Annotated in this window: 19 protein-coding genes; 8 read left to right on the top strand and 11 right to left on the bottom strand. The window is 35.3% G+C overall.

Features of this window, described 5'->3' with window-relative positions:
* Window positions 1-4 precede the first annotated feature (4 nt).
* From OEV98_RS02960 to OEV98_RS02970, 3 genes are all read right to left on the bottom strand, one after another.
* On the bottom strand, window positions 5-1216 hold the full coding sequence (locus OEV98_RS02960; protein WP_263071708.1) for a metallophosphoesterase family protein: 1212 nt from the start codon (window positions 1214-1216) through the stop codon (window positions 5-7).
* A gap of 158 nt (window positions 1217-1374) precedes the next feature.
* On the bottom strand, window positions 1375-2631 hold the full coding sequence (locus OEV98_RS02965; protein ID WP_263071709.1) for an ABC transporter permease: 1257 nt from the start codon (window positions 2629-2631) through the stop codon (window positions 1375-1377).
* The gene (locus OEV98_RS02970) at window positions 2624-3523 is read right to left on the bottom strand and encodes an ABC transporter ATP-binding protein (protein WP_263071710.1); all 900 of its coding nucleotides are present in this window, start codon (window positions 3521-3523) and stop codon (window positions 2624-2626) included. Before OEV98_RS02970 ends, OEV98_RS02965 begins: the two co-directional genes overlap by 8 nt.
* Window positions 3524-3741: 218 nt before the next feature.
* Between OEV98_RS02970 and OEV98_RS02975 the strand changes: the two genes are divergently transcribed.
* Complete coding sequence (locus OEV98_RS02975; RefSeq protein ID WP_263071711.1) at window positions 3742-3927, top strand: YhzD family protein; 186 nt, start codon at window positions 3742-3744, stop codon at window positions 3925-3927.
* A gap of 66 nt (window positions 3928-3993) precedes the next feature.
* Here the strand turns inward: OEV98_RS02975 and OEV98_RS02980 are convergent, their stop codons facing one another.
* The 5 genes from OEV98_RS02980 to OEV98_RS03000 all read right to left on the bottom strand — a co-directional run bounded on the left by OEV98_RS02980 (window position 3994) and on the right by OEV98_RS03000 (window position 8962).
* Window positions 3994-5172, bottom strand: coding sequence for an NAD(P)/FAD-dependent oxidoreductase (locus OEV98_RS02980; RefSeq protein ID WP_263071712.1), 1179 nt, complete (start codon window positions 5170-5172; stop codon window positions 3994-3996).
* A 31-nt stretch (window positions 5173-5203) separates the two neighbouring features.
* Window positions 5204-5635 carry a DUF1641 domain-containing protein gene (locus OEV98_RS02985; protein ID WP_263071713.1) on the bottom strand — a complete coding sequence of 144 codons (432 nt, stop codon included), beginning with the start codon at window positions 5633-5635 and terminating at the stop codon, window positions 5204-5206.
* Window positions 5636-6009: 374 nt separating this feature from the next.
* Window positions 6010-6870: an HAD-IIB family hydrolase gene (locus OEV98_RS02990; RefSeq protein WP_263071714.1), complete on the bottom strand. Its 861-nt coding sequence runs from the start codon at window positions 6868-6870 to the stop codon at window positions 6010-6012.
* 163 nt (window positions 6871-7033) lie between these two features.
* On the bottom strand, window positions 7034-7387 hold the full coding sequence (locus OEV98_RS02995) for a YlbF family regulator (RefSeq protein ID WP_263071715.1): 354 nt from the start codon (window positions 7385-7387) through the stop codon (window positions 7034-7036).
* 435 nt (window positions 7388-7822) lie between these two features.
* The gene (locus OEV98_RS03000) at window positions 7823-8962 is read right to left on the bottom strand and encodes a DUF445 domain-containing protein (protein WP_263071716.1); all 1140 of its coding nucleotides are present in this window, start codon (window positions 8960-8962) and stop codon (window positions 7823-7825) included.
* Between the two features lie 192 nt (window positions 8963-9154).
* On the opposite strand from OEV98_RS03000, the gene OEV98_RS03005 reads away from it, so the two are divergent.
* From OEV98_RS03005 to OEV98_RS03030, 6 genes are all read left to right on the top strand, one after another.
* Window positions 9155-10555: a YheC/YheD family endospore coat-associated protein gene (locus tag OEV98_RS03005; protein ID WP_263071717.1), complete on the top strand. Its 1401-nt coding sequence runs from the start codon at window positions 9155-9157 to the stop codon at window positions 10553-10555.
* Window positions 10528-11628 carry a YheC/YheD family endospore coat-associated protein gene (locus OEV98_RS03010; protein ID WP_263071718.1) on the top strand — a complete coding sequence of 367 codons (1101 nt, stop codon included), beginning with the start codon at window positions 10528-10530 and terminating at the stop codon, window positions 11626-11628. The genes OEV98_RS03005 and OEV98_RS03010 overlap by 28 nt, the downstream gene beginning before the upstream one ends.
* Window positions 11606-12982, top strand: a complete 1377-nt coding sequence (locus tag OEV98_RS03015; RefSeq protein WP_263071719.1) for a YheC/YheD family endospore coat-associated protein — start codon at window positions 11606-11608, stop codon at window positions 12980-12982. Before OEV98_RS03010 ends, OEV98_RS03015 begins: the two co-directional genes overlap by 23 nt.
* Window positions 12963-14147 carry a YheC/YheD family endospore coat-associated protein gene (locus OEV98_RS03020; RefSeq protein ID WP_263071720.1) on the top strand — a complete coding sequence of 395 codons (1185 nt, stop codon included), beginning with the start codon at window positions 12963-12965 and terminating at the stop codon, window positions 14145-14147. Before OEV98_RS03015 ends, OEV98_RS03020 begins: the two co-directional genes overlap by 20 nt.
* A 169-nt stretch (window positions 14148-14316) precedes the next feature.
* Window positions 14317-15210, top strand: a complete 894-nt coding sequence (locus OEV98_RS03025) for a PucR family transcriptional regulator (protein ID WP_263071721.1) — start codon at window positions 14317-14319, stop codon at window positions 15208-15210.
* 137 nt (window positions 15211-15347) lie between these two features.
* The gene (locus OEV98_RS03030) at window positions 15348-16457 is read left to right on the top strand and encodes an ABC transporter ATP-binding protein (protein ID WP_263071723.1); all 1110 of its coding nucleotides are present in this window, start codon (window positions 15348-15350) and stop codon (window positions 16455-16457) included.
* Window positions 16458-16530: 73 nt separating this feature from the next.
* Here OEV98_RS03030 and OEV98_RS03035 read toward each other — a convergent pair whose 3' ends face one another.
* The gene (locus OEV98_RS03035) at window positions 16531-16773 is read right to left on the bottom strand and encodes a hypothetical protein (protein ID WP_263071724.1); all 243 of its coding nucleotides are present in this window, start codon (window positions 16771-16773) and stop codon (window positions 16531-16533) included.
* A 422-nt stretch (window positions 16774-17195) separates the two neighbouring features.
* Here OEV98_RS03035 and OEV98_RS03040 point away from each other — a divergent pair, with 422 nt between their 5' ends.
* On the top strand, window positions 17196-17408 hold the full coding sequence (locus OEV98_RS03040; protein WP_263071725.1) for an alpha/beta-type small acid-soluble spore protein: 213 nt from the start codon (window positions 17196-17198) through the stop codon (window positions 17406-17408).
* A gap of 86 nt (window positions 17409-17494) precedes the next feature.
* On the opposite strand, the gene OEV98_RS03045 is transcribed toward OEV98_RS03040, so the two are convergent.
* Window positions 17495-17671: a twin-arginine translocase TatA/TatE family subunit gene (locus OEV98_RS03045; protein WP_263071726.1), complete on the bottom strand. Its 177-nt coding sequence runs from the start codon at window positions 17669-17671 to the stop codon at window positions 17495-17497.
* Window positions 17672-17796: 125 nt separating this feature from the next.
* A complete protein-coding gene (locus OEV98_RS03050; RefSeq protein ID WP_263071727.1) occupies window positions 17797-18879 on the bottom strand; it encodes an ATP-binding protein in 1083 nt (360 codons plus the stop codon).
* Window positions 18880-18935 lie beyond the last annotated feature (56 nt).

The raw sequence follows: 18935 nt of genomic DNA on the forward strand, positions 1-18935 counted from the left end.
CTCTCTATCCTTTTAGTAACTGTTGAATAATCGCCCGTGCACTTCGTTTAATATTCCATTCGTCTTCAAGCGTTAAATCTTGAATATATTTTTTCGTTTTTGGATTGCTATAAAGAGGTGCTAATGGGACACCAATATCTGTTAGATTCTCGATTATTGCTTCAATCTCTGTAAAAAAGGAATCCTCGATACGCACTTGATCACCCATAGCTGCTTCTTTTATCGTTAATTCGTAAATCCATACAAATGAACCTTCTTGATTTTCTCCTTCCTGTAAAAGGGAGAGAAACTCTTCCGAATAGAGCCAATCTCTTACATTCGGGGCAATTAATTGTTCATCTATTGTTATTGCAAGCAATACTTTTTTATTTGGAGCACTTATTTCATTTTTTACTTGCATACATGCCTGATATAATTCATCAAAGCTATTAATTTGCTTATTAGGAAGGGCACATGTTTCCCATACAACAGATGCAGCAGGAATAAATTTTGCCACACAATTTGTCCCATTTAATGAAATGGAATAAAAACCCTTTTCACCATTTTCTTTTTTATGACGACCTTGAATATTTCCGGGATAAATAATCATTGGATTTTCATAAAGTATTGCTCGTTTATGAATATGTCCCAGTGCCCAATAATCAAAATTCTTTTCTAACAGCTCACTTATTTTAAATGGAGCATAGCTATAATGATTTGGATTTTGACTATCATGTCCATGAAGTATCCCAATATGATAATCTGCACCATCGACCTTTTGATAGTGCTCAATCATTCGTTCACTCACATGCTTTTGCTTGTAGCTGAATCCATATAGATGTACTGATTCCCCACGTTTCGTTTGTAGGGCCTTCATTTCCACGTTTTCTCCGAACGTAACAACCGATTTTGGCATTTGTAGCTCTGTCCAACTACCATTTAAATGGTCATGGTTTCCGTGTACGATAAATACAGGAATTCCTTCTTTCTCCAGCCGCTCCATTTCATTTCGAAATAAAATTTGCGCACGGATGCTCCGATCCTCTCCATCATATAGATCTCCCGCGATGATTATAAAATCGACTTGCCTTTCTATAGCAAAATCTACAATGTTTCGAAATGCTTGAAAGGTAGATTGTTGTATTTGTTGAAATATATTGTTCGGAATCGATTTTAAACCAACAAACGGACTGTCCAAATGTAAATCCGCACAATGAATAAATGAAATTCCTTTCATAATAACAATCCTCTCTAAACGTGACTGGTAAGTATTTCTATTTTACCATCTGAAAAATACGAATGCACGTTCTTTTAATTGTTCTTACTAATTTTTTCAAGCGTTAATTCATTACAAAAAAAATAGACACAACCGATGTGTGTCTATTTAAGCAATCATTATTTATTTTTCGTTAGCTGTAATGCTTTTTTAATATCTTTTAATGCACTAGAATTACCATACATTAATACGCCACCTTTATACACTCTCGCACCAAAAATCGCAAGAACGATAATGGTAAGAATTAACACGGCAATGCCAAGAACCGGTTCCCAAATTGGTAATTCAAGCAAACCGACACGCATAAACATAATCATCGGTGTAAAGACCGGTATATAGGACGAAATGGTGACATAGGTTGCATCAGGAGTACCTAATCCTGTCATTGCAAGCATGAATCCAATAACAATTAACCAAATCATCGGTTGAATCACTTGGTTTACATCTTCGATACGACTTACTAGAGAACCAAGGAATGCAGCCATTGTTGCATAAAGTAGAAATCCTAGCAAGAAAAATACAACTGCATAAACAATAGTAGAAATGGATGTATTGCCAAAGCCAAAGAAGGAGAAAAATCCACCGGTCATTTCGTCCATATTTTGACGTAGCGCAATATATCCTCCGCCTAACCAGATGACTAACTGTGTTAAACCGACAAGTGCAACACCAAATATTTTCGCAAACATTTGTGCTACAGGATGAACACTTGAAATTAATATTTCCATTACACGGGAGGATTTTTCTGTAGCTACCTCTGTCGCAATCATCGTTGCATACATGATAACAGAGAAATAGATTACAAATAATAAAACATAAACCAATCCACGTGCTTGATTTAATTCTTCCTCTGATTTAACATTATCGCCAATCGCCACTTGCTCAAATTCCACCGGGTCATTAAGGAGTGTTAGTTGATCTGGCGTTAACTGTAGCTGATTAGCTGCAAGCGACATTTTTAATTGCTGCAGAGCCATCTCAATATTTTGTGAAAGAGAAGAATTACTTAATGTTTCCGAATAGTAGGTAGCCTTCGGTAAGTTATTCCCATCATATTGTAGTAGCACATATGCATCTAATTCTCCTTCGAGCACATCTTTTTTCAACTCGTCCTCGGACACGGTACTACTTATAATCTCAATATCTTCATTAATCGCGCCGATTGTTACTTTAAATGTATCAGATAATTCATTCGTTTCATCTAGTACTGCAACGGTTTCCTTTACATCTTCATCACTTTGGAAAAAATCAATGATATTCGTAATATTTGCCATAACTAAAATTAGTGCTAGCGTAATTAAAGTCGAGATAATAAATTGTTTCGTTTTTATTTTACTTAAATACGTATGGGAAAGAACCACCCAAAAATTATTCATACTCTGCACCTACTTTCTCAATGAATATATCATTTAAAGAAGGTTCATCGAGCACAAATTTCCGGATAAATCCTTTTCCTGCTATCTTATTTAAGATGCTCTCCGCAACATGCTCACCTTCTATTTGCAATGTGACCCCTTCGCTCGTTGTTTTCGTTTTTGTAACACCTGGAAATTCTTTTAAGAAGGTGAGGTCAAAATCGGCATTGACGATTAAGTTCTTTTTACCGAAGGAACGTTTAATTTCCCTTAACGAGCCATGCACAACTGGGCTTCCATGATGCATGATGCATAAATGTTCACATAACTCCTCAACATGTTCCATCCGGTGACTGGAAAATACTATAGAAGTTCCTGCAGCTTTTAGCTCCTTAACAGCATCCTTTAGCATTTCAACATTCAACGGATCAAGACCACTAAATGGTTCATCTAAAATAAGTAATTTCGGCTTATGTATAACAGCCGCTATAAATTGAATCTTTTGTTGGTTTCCTTTAGACAATTCTTCTACACGTTTTTCTTTATACTCCGGTACTTTAAATCGGTCCAACCAATAATTTAGCTCTATTAATGCATCTACCTTATTCATCTTTCTTAGTCTTGCCAAATATACAATTTGCTCACTAACCTTTAGCTTTGGATACAACCCTCTTTCCTCGGGTAAATATCCGATATAAGGACTAGTGGAATAATCAATTTTCTCATCATTCCATGTAATTTTACCTTCTGTTGCCTCTAACAAGCCTAAAATCATTCGAAAGGTTGTCGTCTTGCCGGCACCGTTCGCACCAAGAAAGCCGAACATCTCGTTTTCAGGTATGGAAAGGGATAAGTCATTTACGGCAGTAAAATTACCAAATCGCTTAGTAACATGTTCAATTTTTAAAACCATTACATTTCTCCCCTACATGCTTAATTTTTTTGTTGCATTTTCATAAAACTTTTCTAGCCAAATAGTAATACGATGAATTGTCTAAAATGGTTTCATTTATTTTCATAACTTTCCCTTTTATTTAACAGGAATATCGCTATAGCTAGCGAAACTATTATATATAGATGAAATAACAAATTGTCTATATTTCTTTACCACTCACGTTAGGAGGAATATAAATGCAAATTTATAAACTTACCGTATTTGAAGCAAATGGAGAAAAAATATTGGATGAATCCATAGAAGCAGAAACTGATGCACAAGCAAAACATTTAGCTGAAAAAATTTTGAATGAAAAAAATGGGCTAACAAAAACACATCGGTTAGTATCACCGGAAGGAAGACTTATATTATTTCATGTGTAACAAAGGCAAAATAAATAGGAAGAGGTGATCTTTCCATCGCCTCTTCCTTTATCATTTGATTATTCCTTAATATGCAAGACTGAATAAGCCTTTAATATGAGAAATGTAGCGGATATTACTTGCTTCTTTAAGTAAGGAAGCAGGCATTCCTTTTAATTTCGTTTCATTTCCACCAACAGTTGCAACTGCATCTTTTCTACCAAGACTTGCAAGTGTTCCAGAATTTACGGGATTAAATGCTTCAAATACTTTGTCCTCTAGGAATGCAAATAAATTATAACCGATGCATTCACCCATTTGCCAAGCATTTTGTGCTGTTGGAGCATATGGACGACCATCTGGTCCAAAGGCAACCGCACTATCACCAGCAACAAATACATTTGGATGGGAAGTGGATTGTAAAAATTCATTAACAGTAGCACGGCCACGATTTACTTCTAAACCAGATTGACCTACTAACGGATTTCCTTGAACTCCACCAGTCCACACAAATGTATTTGTAATAACTTGTTGACCATCTTTTAAGGAAACAACATTTCCTTCTACATTTGTTACAGGTAGACCTGTTAAGAACGTTACACCACGTTTTTCAAGGCTTTCTGTCGCGCGTTGAATTAACTCATCCGGTAAGACAGGTAAAATTTTCGGACCTGCTTCTACAAGTTGCAATTTAATTTCATCGCGAGAGACACCATATTTTTTCACTAATCCTGGTAATAAATCAGCAATTTCTCCCACTAATTCAACACCAGTTAATCCGCCACCACCGATTAAAATGTTTGCGTCTTCAGGCTTTTTCGATTGTGCATATGCAGCAATACGTTCTTCAATATGCTGATGGATAGCGAGAGCATCCTCTACTGACTTCAGTACCATACTGTTTTCTTCAAGACCAGGAATTCCAAAATAAGCTGTGGTGCTTCCAAGTCCAACGACAAGGGCATCATAGGATAATGTATCACCATTTGAAAGCTTTATTACTTTATTATCCACATTAAAGGATTCCACTGCAGATACGACTAGATTAATATCTTTACCTTTTAATAGTTTTGCAAGCGGTAATGCCACTCGATTTTCTGCAACATTTCCTGCTGCTAAACGGTGAAGCTCTGTAATAATTTGATGTGTTGGATATTTATTGACAACCGTAATTTCGGCTTGTCCTTTATTTAAATATTTTCGAGCAGTTAAAGCGGAAAGTAAACCGCCATAACCTGCACCTAGTACAACGATATGTTTTGACATGATTTATCCTCCATTTTCGTATTATTTGCGATTATTTATTTCCACGTTCAGCAACAACTTGCAAATAAGCATTTACGAATCGGAATAGCTTTTGTGCTTGTGGGTCTTTTAACATTTTTAATAAACCAAAGATTCCTACTGCTTCATTACTTTCATCTGCTCTATCTTTTGCTTCAATAATAGTTGCCGCAATATTTTTCACAGAATCTGTAACAGGAACCGCAATTTCTTTTACCGCACCAATCGTATCATTTTTTAACACGTCATCCGTTACCAATGATTGAACAACATCATATGATTTCGTTAACATATTCACTAGCTCTGTCAATTTTGGAAGCTGTGTAACTAAAGCAGTAATCGACTCTTGTACTTCCGGTTGTAATAGTTGATCAAGTAAATCACGCTCATTTTTGGAGGCAGTATCAACTGTATTTACATTTTCTTCTTCTAAAACGTTTGTCATGTCTTTTTCTCCCTTCGCTTTTGTTTATAGCAAATTAATAGGTAAAATAGTGGTAACCCTTATTGGTTTTAATTTCTCTTAACAGTAGGAAAATATACCGATTGGAAAACCCTTTCAAAAAAGAGTCGGCAAAAATAGAAATAAATCACTTTGTTCTAAAAATCACAAAGCAGGGGACAGTTTTCCTAGTAGAGAAACCTATTCTACTAATCTTACGTTTATGTATTCTAAAGATTATTTCAACAATAACTATTGTATCATTTTTTACATGAAAATCAATAATTGTAAAAAAGTATTTAAAAATTACTGGAAATTGGTAATTGACAAATAGAAAAACAGGCAAACCAGTTCTCGATTTGCCCTGTTTTGTTTTTTTATTTCATACTATTAAGCTTCTCGATGAAATCTAAAGGTTGTTGCTTTCGAAAGTGCTCGCGAACCATATACGCCACTCCATGCTGATTGTTCGAACGTGTTACCCAATTGGCTGCAGCCTTTACTGTTGTTGGAGCATTTCCCATTGCAACGCCTAAGCCTACTGCTTCAATAACATCCAAATCATCCATTCCACTACCAATTGCGACCATATCTTGAAGTGGGATATCGAAATAATCTCCAGCATACAATAATCCGGATAATTTTGACACACTATTTGGAAGGATGATTAGCTGGTTACCATATTGATAAGTATCTACCTCATAAAACATCCCACGGATAGCCACCTGGGCCTCTTCTGCTTCTAATTTATTCGTAAAAACTACTTCCATATGGGTAGGTTCAATATTTTCTCCAAATACATATTCACTTAAATTTTGAACAAATTGATGATTATATACTGAAAAGCTTGTAGTATCAATAACTGCTCTACCGGTTAAGCCTTTTTGCTGTAGGGGCTTGTTACTAACGGAATATTTTTCATGAACTATTCGTATATGACAAGTGAAGCTTTCTAAAAATCGAACGAGATCATATACAATATTTTCCTCTAATCTTTTTACAAAAAGTGGTTGTTCTACGGATGAAGCGATAAAAGCTCCATGATGTGCGACGATTAATGAATCGATTTTTAGTGCTTTAGCAATTCGTTTTGCGTAAATAAAATTTCGAGACGTAAATAATGTAACTTGAACCCCTTTATTTTGAACATAGTCCACCGCTTCTTTAACCGATTTTTGCAGCTTTCCATTCGATTGTAAAACCGTTCCATCAATATTCATCGCAAGTAACCGGTGCATATTATTCCTCCTTAGCAATATCCGGATGTCTATATAACAATACCTATGTACGATAAAGTTATTCTAGAACAACGAATCTAAGGTCCTTATTGGAAAATGATTACAAAAAAGATGAATGGATATTGTCCATTCATCTTTTTTATGCTTTTTATGAAAAAAGTGATTAGTTCATTTGCGTACTGTACATTTCTTCCAATGGACGCATAACAATTTTATTTACTTCTGCAATTAAACTACTCATACGTTGTTCTGCTTCCATTAATTTTACAATCGTTGGATTTTGTTGAACAATTGCTACCACTTTTTGTGCTTCTTGTACTTCCTCTTCAGAAATTGGTTGTCCAGTCATTTGTTTTTCTTGTAATTGCAGTTGGATGTTACGGAAGTTGTTAAATAGGTTTTTTGTAGCTTCCTCCTCAAACACACGAGCATATTCTTCTTTTAGTTGATTATACTCCGCACTCTCACGAATCATTTTTTCTAAAGCTAACGCAGTATCCTGTACATTAACAGCCATTTCTATCCCTCCAGATTCTTTTAAAAAAAGGGAGATCGTATACCATATTTTCATTAATCATGAATCATCTACAAAAAACTATTTTCTAAAATCTTAATATGAGCATTGTATGTGTCAATTGAATTGATGTTATGTTAGATAAATATGAGTTGCAATATTATATAAATTCCTTAGCAGGCTAAATACACGGAGAATCCCTAGGGAAAGTGGAGTTTATTCAGCCTGCGCAACTCTAACCAAAAAATTATCAACCTTCATTTCAGTTACAAATTAAGATTTCAAATAGTCTTTACTAGCAATAATTTCTAATGATTATTCCCTTTTCTATTACTTCACTACACTATACCAAACTATGTAAAAAATTGCGAGGAAGTGAGGAGATTTCTATATATTCATAAGACTTTACTGTTGAATAAATAGCTTCTCGCTTATTGTTTAGTTTATTATTAAAACGATAACCCCTTGGATTAATCCAATAATCCCACCTAAATAGGCGCCTAAATAGGTAATCATTTTCAACTCTTTACGCGTGATGCCAAGTACCATTTCCTCAAGACGCTCTGTCGAAAAGGAGTCGACTTGATTTTTTACTAAATCAACTATTTGTAATTTATCCATAATCGTTCCAATTTGGCTGATCAATTGTTCTATCCCAAGGGAAACAAGATGCGGTGTTATCTCCACAAGCTTCCCTTCTAAAGCAGCCGATGAAAAGGATGAAATTGGTTTTTCAAACCACTGATTGACCGTTAGCATCGGTGATATATTATTCACGATTTTTTCTAGCAGCTCCTGCTCGTCTACCTTTTCTAATAATGTAGCTAATTTTGTCTCCTTTAGTTTTACTAGCTCTTCATTGATTAGTTTGTTTAAGACTATCTTGTTTTGTTCATCTCCGAGAAGCTTAACAAGCTCTACTTGCATTTTATCTGTTAAACTTGTATTGCCAAGGAACATATTTAACATCCCACCGAGCATACCTTTTCCATGAAGAAATTGATCTAATCGACTTTGTAATAATATTTTTCCTTTATCACTTTCAATGAAACTTTTCATTGTATCGATAAGATAATTTGTTATATCCGGTACTTTTTCTTCTGCAAATTCCCATAGAAACGACGGGAGGATTTTCCCTAAAGGATTATTTGAATTATCTTCTAGCCATTTTGCAGATTTTGTCCCAATAAAACCCTTTATTTTCTGATGAATTTTTAAAGGTAGGTCAGTTATTTCAAATTTCAAAAGCAATGCTTGAATCGAGTAATCCGACCGTAAGATCGATTGGATGCTTCCTTTTAGCCATTTCGTTATCTGCTCATGAAATTTCCCTTCAATGATTCGTTTTTTAATACCTTCTGGAGTTAATAAATGCTCCACTACAAGTAATCCCATTTGCTTGGATAATTCCTCTCTTCTTCTTGGAATTAATCCTGGTGTAAAGGGAAGTCGCCATTTACCTATATATATTGGCCGGTATGGACGAAACAGCATTTTTATTGCTAACGAGTTGGTTACCCCACCTATTACTGCCCCGATAATTGCCATTAATAAAATTGTAATGATTATATTTGCCATCTATTATCGACCTTTCCATATTTTCTATTAGCAGATGCACACTATTGGGCTACTGTACATATGATGTGCTATAGGTTTTAGCCCAATTTTTTCTCGAAACCCTCCATTAAAAATGGATTACATCTTATCCAGATATTTTTGAAAGCCCATAATTTAACATTATATCTTTAGTATACGTAAGGGGCAAATCGTATGGAGAAACAGACAAATCATCATTGGCTAGCAATTGCTCCAGCTAGCAAAATGGACGGATGTCAAAAGAAAGCAACCTTATTTATCCCCGAACATTATCAGGAAATTTTTTCGAATAATAAAATCACGATTAAACTTGGAAATCATGAGGTACTTGCTTCTGTTGAAATCGTGAACAATGCAAGCAGTATCGTAAAATGTACTACTGATATATTCGATAGCCTAAATATGAAGCAAATGCTATCAAAGCTTTCCTGTATGTATTGTACAGAAACCGAAGTACTTACGATCGGTCCAATCATCGGTGTAGTAACAGAAGAAAGGAAAAATGAAGACTCCCCCTTCCCTACCATTGATAGCTTTTGCAAAGAATTACATGCGTATTGTGCCAATCACGGGAGTTTCTTTTTTGTTTATCCATGGGGAAAATTGAGGAATCTGCAAAGTATAGGCTATTACTTAGAAGATTCCCATTGGCAACAAGCAGATATTCCGATTGCACATTTTTTTTATAATAGAATCCACTCCAGAAAAATATCCTATTCTACTAAATTCCAAGACTTTTACCAGCAACTAAATGACAAACATATTTCACTTTATAATAAGCTGTTTTTATCCAAAAAAGATATGTACGATATTTTGGCAAATGAATCAAATTTACAACGTTATATTCCTGCTGGTGGACCATTGGAGCAAGGAACTTTTCAAAAATTAGTTAACGAACATTTTTCTGTTTTTGCAAAGCCTATTTTCGGCAGTCAAGGTAGAGGTATTTATCGAATAACGAAAAATGAACATGGTGTTACGATTGAATCTGGTAACTCCTCTATTCTTGAACCAGAATGTTTTTCAACAGTCGATAAAGCATGGGAGTTTTTACAAAAAAGGCTGATAACCAAGTCTTATTGGCTCCAAGCTGGTCTCTCGTTAATTTCATTAGATGAAAGTGTTTGTGATTTTCGCTGTCTCACCCATTTAAATACAGAAGATAATTGGGTAGTATCTTCAACAACGGCGAGACTTTCTCCTCCTGGAAGCTTTATTTCTAATTTAGCACAAGGAGGTATGAAACTAACACCATTAACCGTTTTAACTACCATATTTGGTAAAGAAAAGGCAAGATTTATTTATCGTTTAATAACCGAGCTCGCAATTGCAATTTCCACCGTTGTTGATTCCCAGCTAAAGGATTCCTTTTTTGAGCTAGGGATTGATATAGGTGTAGAGAAGGATGGCGGAATTAAGCTAATTGAAATTAATGCAAAGCCTTCAAAAAATGACGGGGTATCATCTACCACTATCCGTCCATCTGCAAGGGCGATTTCGAATTTTGCCTTGTTAAAGGCGAAAAGGAATATGGAGGAGGTATGTTCATGCAGTCCTTTGGAATTATTTCCATAAATAACACATCAGAATTAGAGTATATCAATGAAATTGCAGCATATGCAGTAAAATCTGGATTCCATTGTTATCGTTTTACTCCAGATGCAGTTACACCAAATAAAGATACGGTGCCTGGGCTAGCTTTTGACAGCGAGTCTGGAGAATGGATATCAGCAGAATTCCCCATTCCAACCGTTCTTTATGACCGCTGTTTTTATCGGAACGAACAAGAGCTGAAACAGTATTCACCGATTATTAATTGGTTAAAAACACGTACAGATCTCCTCTTTCTCGGCTATGGCTTACCAAATAAACTTGCAATCTATGACACTTTAAAAACGAATCCACAAATTCTTCCTTACTTACCCGAGACGACGGCAACTCAACACGTACAAGAAGTTTTCAAGCTATTACGCGAGAGGGAATCGTTACTTTTAAAACCAGTATTCGGCTCACAAGGAAGAGGTATTTTCGTTTTACAAAAGAAGGAAAAGCAAATTTTAGTAAAAACCGTAAAAAACACAACTATCATCGAACGAGAAATGGATAGCGAAAAAACAAAAAAATGGCTAAATCAACTTCTTGCAAGCTACAGCTATCTTGCCCAACCATTTTTGTCACTAACGAATGCTAAACAGCAACCGTTTGATATACGGATATTATTACAAAAAGACGAAAATGGAAAGTGGATAGAGCGTGGAAAAGGTATGCGAATTGGGAAAGAGCAAAGCATTATTTCCAATTTAGCAGGTGGCGGGATTCCTTATTCTTTTGAAGATTGGCTGGAAGAAGTAGCTCCTGAAAAGCAGGAATTTATTCAAGCAGAGCTTAATGAATTAATTCAGCTTATCCCTACCGCTTTAGAACACTATTATCATCCATTATTTGAAATTGGTTTGGATATTGGAATTGATAAAAGAGGAGCACTTTGGCTGCTGGAAGTAAACTCAAAGCCAGGGCGCAATGTATTATTAACCGTAAAGCCTGAAATGGAAAAGATTATTTACGAAGCACCTATTAAGTATGCAATCCATTTACTGAAGGGCATTTCGAAAGGAGAGAGAATTGATGGCGAAGTGTTATCCAATTGAAATTATCGATTCAACAGAATCCATTCTGTATTATCCGAAAGAATTCGGACAAAAGGATTTTCGAGAGGTTGCGTTTGGCTCTCTATGTATTGATACAATCGCAAAGCCACAACCATCTAACAAACATAAAATATCGGTCAGTAAAACACTTAAGGATCAATTGCATATTCCGAACATCCCATTAAAACTCTACCTATTCGAACGTGACCAAACGCTATTCATCGGCCCTATTATTGGCATATTTACCGCTGGGTTTACTACTTATCCACAATCACCTATCGGAAATCGGTCCTATTCCTTTTCGAAATTGATTTCAGGCTATGAACGTATCGGGGTGCTCCCAGTTATTTTCGGTATTCAACATATCGACTGGAAAAAAGGATTGATCGATGGATTTTTTTTCCACGAAGGAGAATGGCGACGACTAGAGGTTCCGATTCCAAACGTTATTTATGACCGATTGCCAAATCGCAAAGTGGAAAATTTACAAATGATTCAAGAACTGAAATCGAAGCTTGCAGAAGAATATATTATCCCTTGGTACAATCCTGGGTTCTTTAACAAATTAGATATTTATAAAAAGCTAGTAAAAAGGAGGGAATCCGCTCAATACTTACCAAAAACGATTCCCTTTCACAATATTAATTCTCTTAAACAAATGCTTGAGGAATTTGGCTATGTGTATGTCAAGCCAATCAATGGAAGCTTAGGAAAAGGAGTACTACAAATCAGACAAACGAACGATAACAAATATTATTGCCGCTATCGTGACGAAGAAGGGAATAACCGACTAATGAAAATTGCCTCCATTCCTGGAATAATCCAGCGTCTCTTTTCGAAAGGAGAACATGAAAAATACATTATTCAGCAAGGTATATCCTTAATGGAAGTAAATCATCATTTTGCAGACTTTCGAATTCATACAAACAAAGGATTAGATGGCGAATGGAAAGTTACTGCCATTGGCTGCAAGGTGGCAGGGGACGGTAGTCCAACTACCCATCTATATTCCGGTGGTTCAGTTTTAACATTAGAAGAGATCTTTCCTGTTAAGGAAATTCGAACAGAGAAATTAAAACATTTAGTCGCCGCAGTCATCCGACTCAGTAAAGATCTTGAAAAACAATTTGATGGTGTGTTAGCAGAAATTGGCTTTGATATCGGAATGGACGAAAAGGGGAATATTTGGATGTTTGAAGCTAATTCTAAACCAGGTCGCGCAATCTTCTCTCATCCAAAAATTCGACGTTATGAACGGTATACGCACCGTTTAGTTCTTTCCTACGCTGTTCATTTAACAGAACAAGTAATTCGTACACCAGAGAAGTTTTTCCATGATCTTGTATTACAATAAAGAAACCAATCATTGGTTCCATTCCGATAAAAAAAACAACTATTTTCTAGGAGCAAAGCAATATCCGATTGAACAACAGGAAGCAATACTAGGTTCGCTTACTTTTTCGGTTCGTGAGAAAAATGGTAGGCTAGGACCGCTAATTGGAATTCTCGTACACTATAATGAGATGGGAAAATTCGTCGGGAATGAGGCTTTTTTATCGTCCTTAGCTAGAAAAATTATCCTATGTAAAGCAATCCCTGTCCTCCTCCCTTTTGAAAATATAAAAAATGAACAAATTACAGGTGCTATCTGGGACCGACGGAATCAGCAGTGGATTCAAGGTCAGGTTCCACTCCCGGATTGCGTATTTAATCGAGTCTCCAGTAGGAAATTAGAAAAGACGAAACGTTTCCAAGAAGCAATTTCTTTTATAAAGGAACAGCAGATTCCATTGTTTAATCCACATTTTTTAGACAAATTTGAGACGTACCAGCTCTTTCAAAAAAATACATTGTTGCGCCCATTGCAACCAGAAACTATTTTCGTAGAATCACGCGAGCAATTACTTGCTTTTCTACAAACATGGAAAACGATATATTTAAAACCATGTGCCAATTTCAAGGGAAATGGATTATTTATCGTAAAGATGCTGGATGGCGGAAAAGTATCTACTCGTCATTATTATAAAAAGGATAGCTTTTCCAACTTTCAGCATTTTTGGAGGAGAAAGCGTGAAATGTTACTTTCTAAACGCTTTATTGCCCAGCAAGCAATAATTCCTGCAAAAGTTAATGGAAGAAGGTATGACTATCGTATTCTTGCCCATGCGAGTGACGACACTGGATATGAGATCATTGGCATTGGGGTTCGAAAAGCTGCCCCACATAATGTAACAACTCATATTCCAAGAGGCGGTAGGCTGCTTCCCTATCGATCCTTTCAATCGGAAACTTTGGATCGCCAATTTCATTCCATTGTAAATGAAGTAGGAAAAGAATTAACCAATCATTATGGGTTTTTCGGCGAGTTTTCACTTGATATTGGCGAGGCTGCAGATGGAACCTTGAAAATTTATGAGGTGAATTCAAAGCCAATGTCCTTTGATGAAAAACCTATTGAAGAAAAAAGATTAAAGCATCTATGTGAATTATTTTTACAGCGCACCATATTTGCAGATTGAATAATGTATATACTCATGAAACGTTAGGTAGCCTTTCCCCTAACGTTTTTTTCATTTTAAAAACACTCGATTTGAAAATTTACTTGATAAACAACACCAATCAGCACTACAATGATAAAAACATATCTATTTATTAGAAGTATATCTGTTGGTGTTAGGAAGGAGTACTATGTTAAAAAATATTCGAGCGATCATTCCAGAAGCGATTATTCAAGATTCCCCTATTACAGAAGCAGATTATCTCTGTTTTTATGACGCAAAAACCTCCAGTTATATCGGTATGCCAAAAACAAGTATTACAGAAAGAGAAAAGCTATTGCTGGAGTCCATCTATACGCTTATTGAAAACGCTCCCGTCTTACTAAATTATAGCGCAAGTCAGAAGCTTTGGTATGAGTTTCTTGTGGATAATGGAACTCCTCCAAGTACATCGGACAGGCGGTATCGCTTAATACACTTCCATTTGGACAAAAAAGAGAATCAGCACAACTTTTCCGAAGCTATTCAATCCTTTTTCCAAAAGGATTTAATCATTGTTTGGATTAATGATCATACAGGCGTAGTAATTGAAGAAGAATCAGAAGATGTCCTCGTTTCATCTGATTTTCTTTCCTTGACCGAGGCAATTATTTCCGATTTTTCTTTTCTTGTAGATCTGTATATTGGACGATTTGCCTATATTAATGACTGGTTAAAAGACTATTTTCATCGTGAGCAGCACTATTTTCATACGACAAAATCGATGATGCCTAAAGAGCATATTTTCACTTTCGAAAAATCGTTTCCTTTAGTAATCATGGCAACGAAAGGTGAACAATTAGGACAATTATTACAAAAAGAATGGAAAGAAATCTTCCAGGATGATATGGAATTACTTTCAACTATTAAAATGTTCCTAGAAAACAATTCAAACACAAGCTTAACAGCAAAAAAGCTTTACTTACATCGTAATAGCTTGCAGTATCGAATCGACAAATTTATTGAAAGAACTTCTATCGATATTAAAGGCTTTCAAGGGGCAATTTCCGTTTACTTTATTTGCTTGTATGGGGAAAGTCATTGAAATCTCGTAGGCTTGCACAACTTGACGAAGAAAAATAAATTTTCTTTGTGCAGGTTGCCTATACACATATGAAAACATTTTCATTAAACTTGAACATGTAGAAACCGTTTTCATTTTTGTTATAGGAGGTCAATAAAATGGCAGAATTAGTATTAGATCACATTTATAAAATTTATGACAATAAGGTAACAGCAGTAACTGATTTTAACTTAAATATTAAAGACAAAGAATTTATCGTATTCGTTGGTCCTTCTGGTTGTGGTAAATCAACTACATTACGGATGATTGCTGGACTTGAAGAAATTTCAAAAGGTGATTTCATGATTGATGGAAAACGTGTGAATGACGTTCCTCCAAAAGATCGTGATATCGCAATGGTATTCCAAAACTATGCATTATACCCACATATGTCAGTATATGACAATATGGCATTCGGATTAAAACTTCGTAAATTTCCAAAAGACGAAATCGATCGTCGTGTGAAAGAAGCTGCGAAAATTCTTGGACTTGAACAATACTTAGATCGTAAGCCAAAAGCATTGTCTGGTGGTCAACGTCAACGTGTTGCACTAGGTCGTGCAATCGTACGTGATGCAAAAGTATTCTTAATGGACGAACCTTTATCTAACTTGGATGCAAAACTTCGTGTACAAATGCGTGCTGAAATTGCAAAATTGCACCAACGTCTAAATACAACGACTATTTATGTAACCCATGACCAAACAGAAGCGATGACAATGGCTTCTCGTATTGTTGTTATGAAAGACGGAGTTATCCAACAAGTAGGATCTCCTAAGGAAGTATATGATAATCCAGAAAATATTTTCGTAGGTGGATTCATTGGATCTCCTGCAATGAACTTCTTTACAGGAAAACTAGAAGATGGATCATTTGTTCTTGGGGATACAAAACTTCAAGTACCAGAAGGAAAAATGAAAATGTTACGAGACAAAGGATACGTTGGCAAAGAAGTTGTATTCGGTATTCGTCCGGAAGATATTCATGATGAGCCAGTATTCTTAGAATCATCTCCAAACTCCAAAATCAATGTAAAAATTGAGGTTTCTGAATTAACTGGTGCAGAAATTATGCTTTACTCTTCTGTTGCAGGACACGATTTTGTTGCACGTGTAGATTCACGCTCTGATATTAAAGCAAATCAAAAGGTTAGTCTTGCAATTGATATGAATAAAGCTCATTTCTTTGATGTAGAAACAGAACAAAGAATTAAAGGAAATAACGAGTAATAAATACTGTAAACCCATCTTAACAGGTGGGTTTTTTTCTTTTGTCTATCATTATGGTAATTATCCCCTCACACTATTCTTGGATAAAAAATGTTTGTTCTTCCCCACAATTGGGACATTGATATAAATGGACACATTGACTTTCACTATAATTGTGAGGAAATCCATCCTCTAATTTCATTAAATCAATTTCCATATACGGACTGTAATCATCAAAAAAATCACTAATTTTCCCTTGATCCTGCATATCCACGGAACATTTCGGACAAGCTGCAGATACATTCCCATAACCATTGCAAATCGGACAAATCGACATTCACTTTTCTCTCCTTCGCTTTTCCAAATGGTAAAAGTAGTTTGCCACAAGAGAAAAAGAATATGTTTTCCAATGAAATTTCATTGATTGCAATTATTTGTAATAAACAAAAGGAGGAGACATCAAATTATTACTAAGCTTTTCCTTATTAAAATCAAGGAAAAAATCTTTTTAACCGTATGGATAAAAGGATAGATAAAAGGAATTAATTTCCTATTAATAAAAAAGAATATTATTTAAGTTTTTAAGCACAATATGAAATGTAAACAGCAAAACCCCACAAACATTACCGAAAAGGTTTTGCTAACACTTTTATACGATGGGTTAAACCAGAATTGGTAGCAACAGCAATTATGCTTTGCTCGCTGGTGTAAGTCCAGCTAACCCAACCAAAAAAAATTATTCTAGGAGGAGTACAACATATGGCATCTAACAGAAGCAATTCCTCAAACCAATTATTAGTAGCAGGAGCTCAACAAGCATTAGACCAAATGAAACTTGAAATTGCAAGTGAATTTGGCGTAAATCTTGGAGCAGAAACTACTTCTCGCGCTAACGGATCTGTTGGTGGAGAAATCACAAAACGACTAGTACAAATGTCTCAACAACAACTTTCTGGTGGACAACATTTTTAATAAAAACTAAATAAATATGGCTTAGCCCCCGTCTTTCGGGGGCTTTCTACTTTTCTCTACAAAAAAAAACACCAAAATGGTGTTTTTTATGAATCCGTTTTTTTACTATTCACATCATCGTCTTCTATTACATTCTTCATTCCCTTTTTAAATTCCCGAAGCGTCTCACCTGCTGCCTTACCTAGTTTCGGTAATTTAGAAGGACCAAATAAAAGTAAAGCAACAATGAGTATGACAGCAATTTCTCCAAATCCAAGATTCAAAATGGGTCATCTCCCTTTTTATGACTACTGGAAAAATAATATCAATTCTAATAATACAACTCTTCCCAAATTAATTCAATGTTATTCCCGATGAAAATGATGTTTTCTCCTTGTGTTCGTAAACTTTAATCATGAAGAGGTATCGAAATGGTAAACACCGTTCCAACTCCAGGTTCACTCTTTACTGCAATTTTACCATTATGTTCTTCAATAATTTTAAAGGACATCATGAGACCTAAACCATTCCCATTGCTCTTTGTAGTGAAAAATGGTTTGCCCAATTTATCAATTAGTTCGTTAGGAATTCCGACTCCTTCGTCTTTTATCGAAATAACTCCATGATTTCCTCTTTTGCTAATTTTAACCGTTATATTTCCTGGCCCTTCCATCGCATCCAAGGCATTTTTTACTAAATTAATTAGCACTTGCTTAATCTTTTGCTCGTCACATAAAACAGTAATTTTCTCCATACTATATTTACGAATAATTTTTACACGTTTTTGGAAAATTTCACCTTCAAGTAATGTCATGCAATTCTCAAAAATCGTTTGGATATCACATAATTTAAAATCCTCTGGCTGCGGTTTCGCTAATACCATTAATTCACGGGAAATGGACTCTACTACATTTATTTCGTTATCCATAATTTTTAAATACTGTTCATTAAAGCTTTTATCTGATCGCATTAGCTGGATAAAGCCCTTTAAGGATGTTAATGGATTCCGAATTTCATGAGCAATACCTGCTGCCAGTTGCCCAATTACTGCCAATTTATCGTTTTGTAATAAATTTTCTTCCTTATCAATAGGAACTTCCTTAATGATATACAATTGTTCCTTTGATTTCATTGGAATGTCCAAAAACCTTAAAGTAATGACAGTAATTTCTGTCCACAAATAAGTACCATCTTTTTTCTTTAGCCGTACCGTAAATAGCTTATCTTCCTTTTGCTCAAACGGAGTATTTTTACAGTTAATAAAAATATCTTTCCGATCTTTTTCATGTAAAAAGGATGTTATCCTTTTACCTTTCATTTCTTCGGGTGTATAGCCAAGGATGGATGTAACATTTTCTGATACATAATGTAAAACACCTTGATTGGCTCCTTTTGTTACAACACTATTAAAAACAGATGAAAAGATTTGAAATACCTGTTCTATATTGGTAACATCTAGTGTTTCCTCTGCACCGTGAAATAGTGTACCCATTTCCCCACCCTTTCTAAGAAAGCATTAAACTATTATTAATTGAATTTTCTAGCGAA

Source organism: Perspicuibacillus lycopersici (genome assembly GCF_025660475.1).
In the GTDB taxonomy this organism is placed as follows: Bacteria; Bacillota; Bacilli; order Bacillales; family Caldibacillaceae; genus Perspicuibacillus; species Perspicuibacillus lycopersici.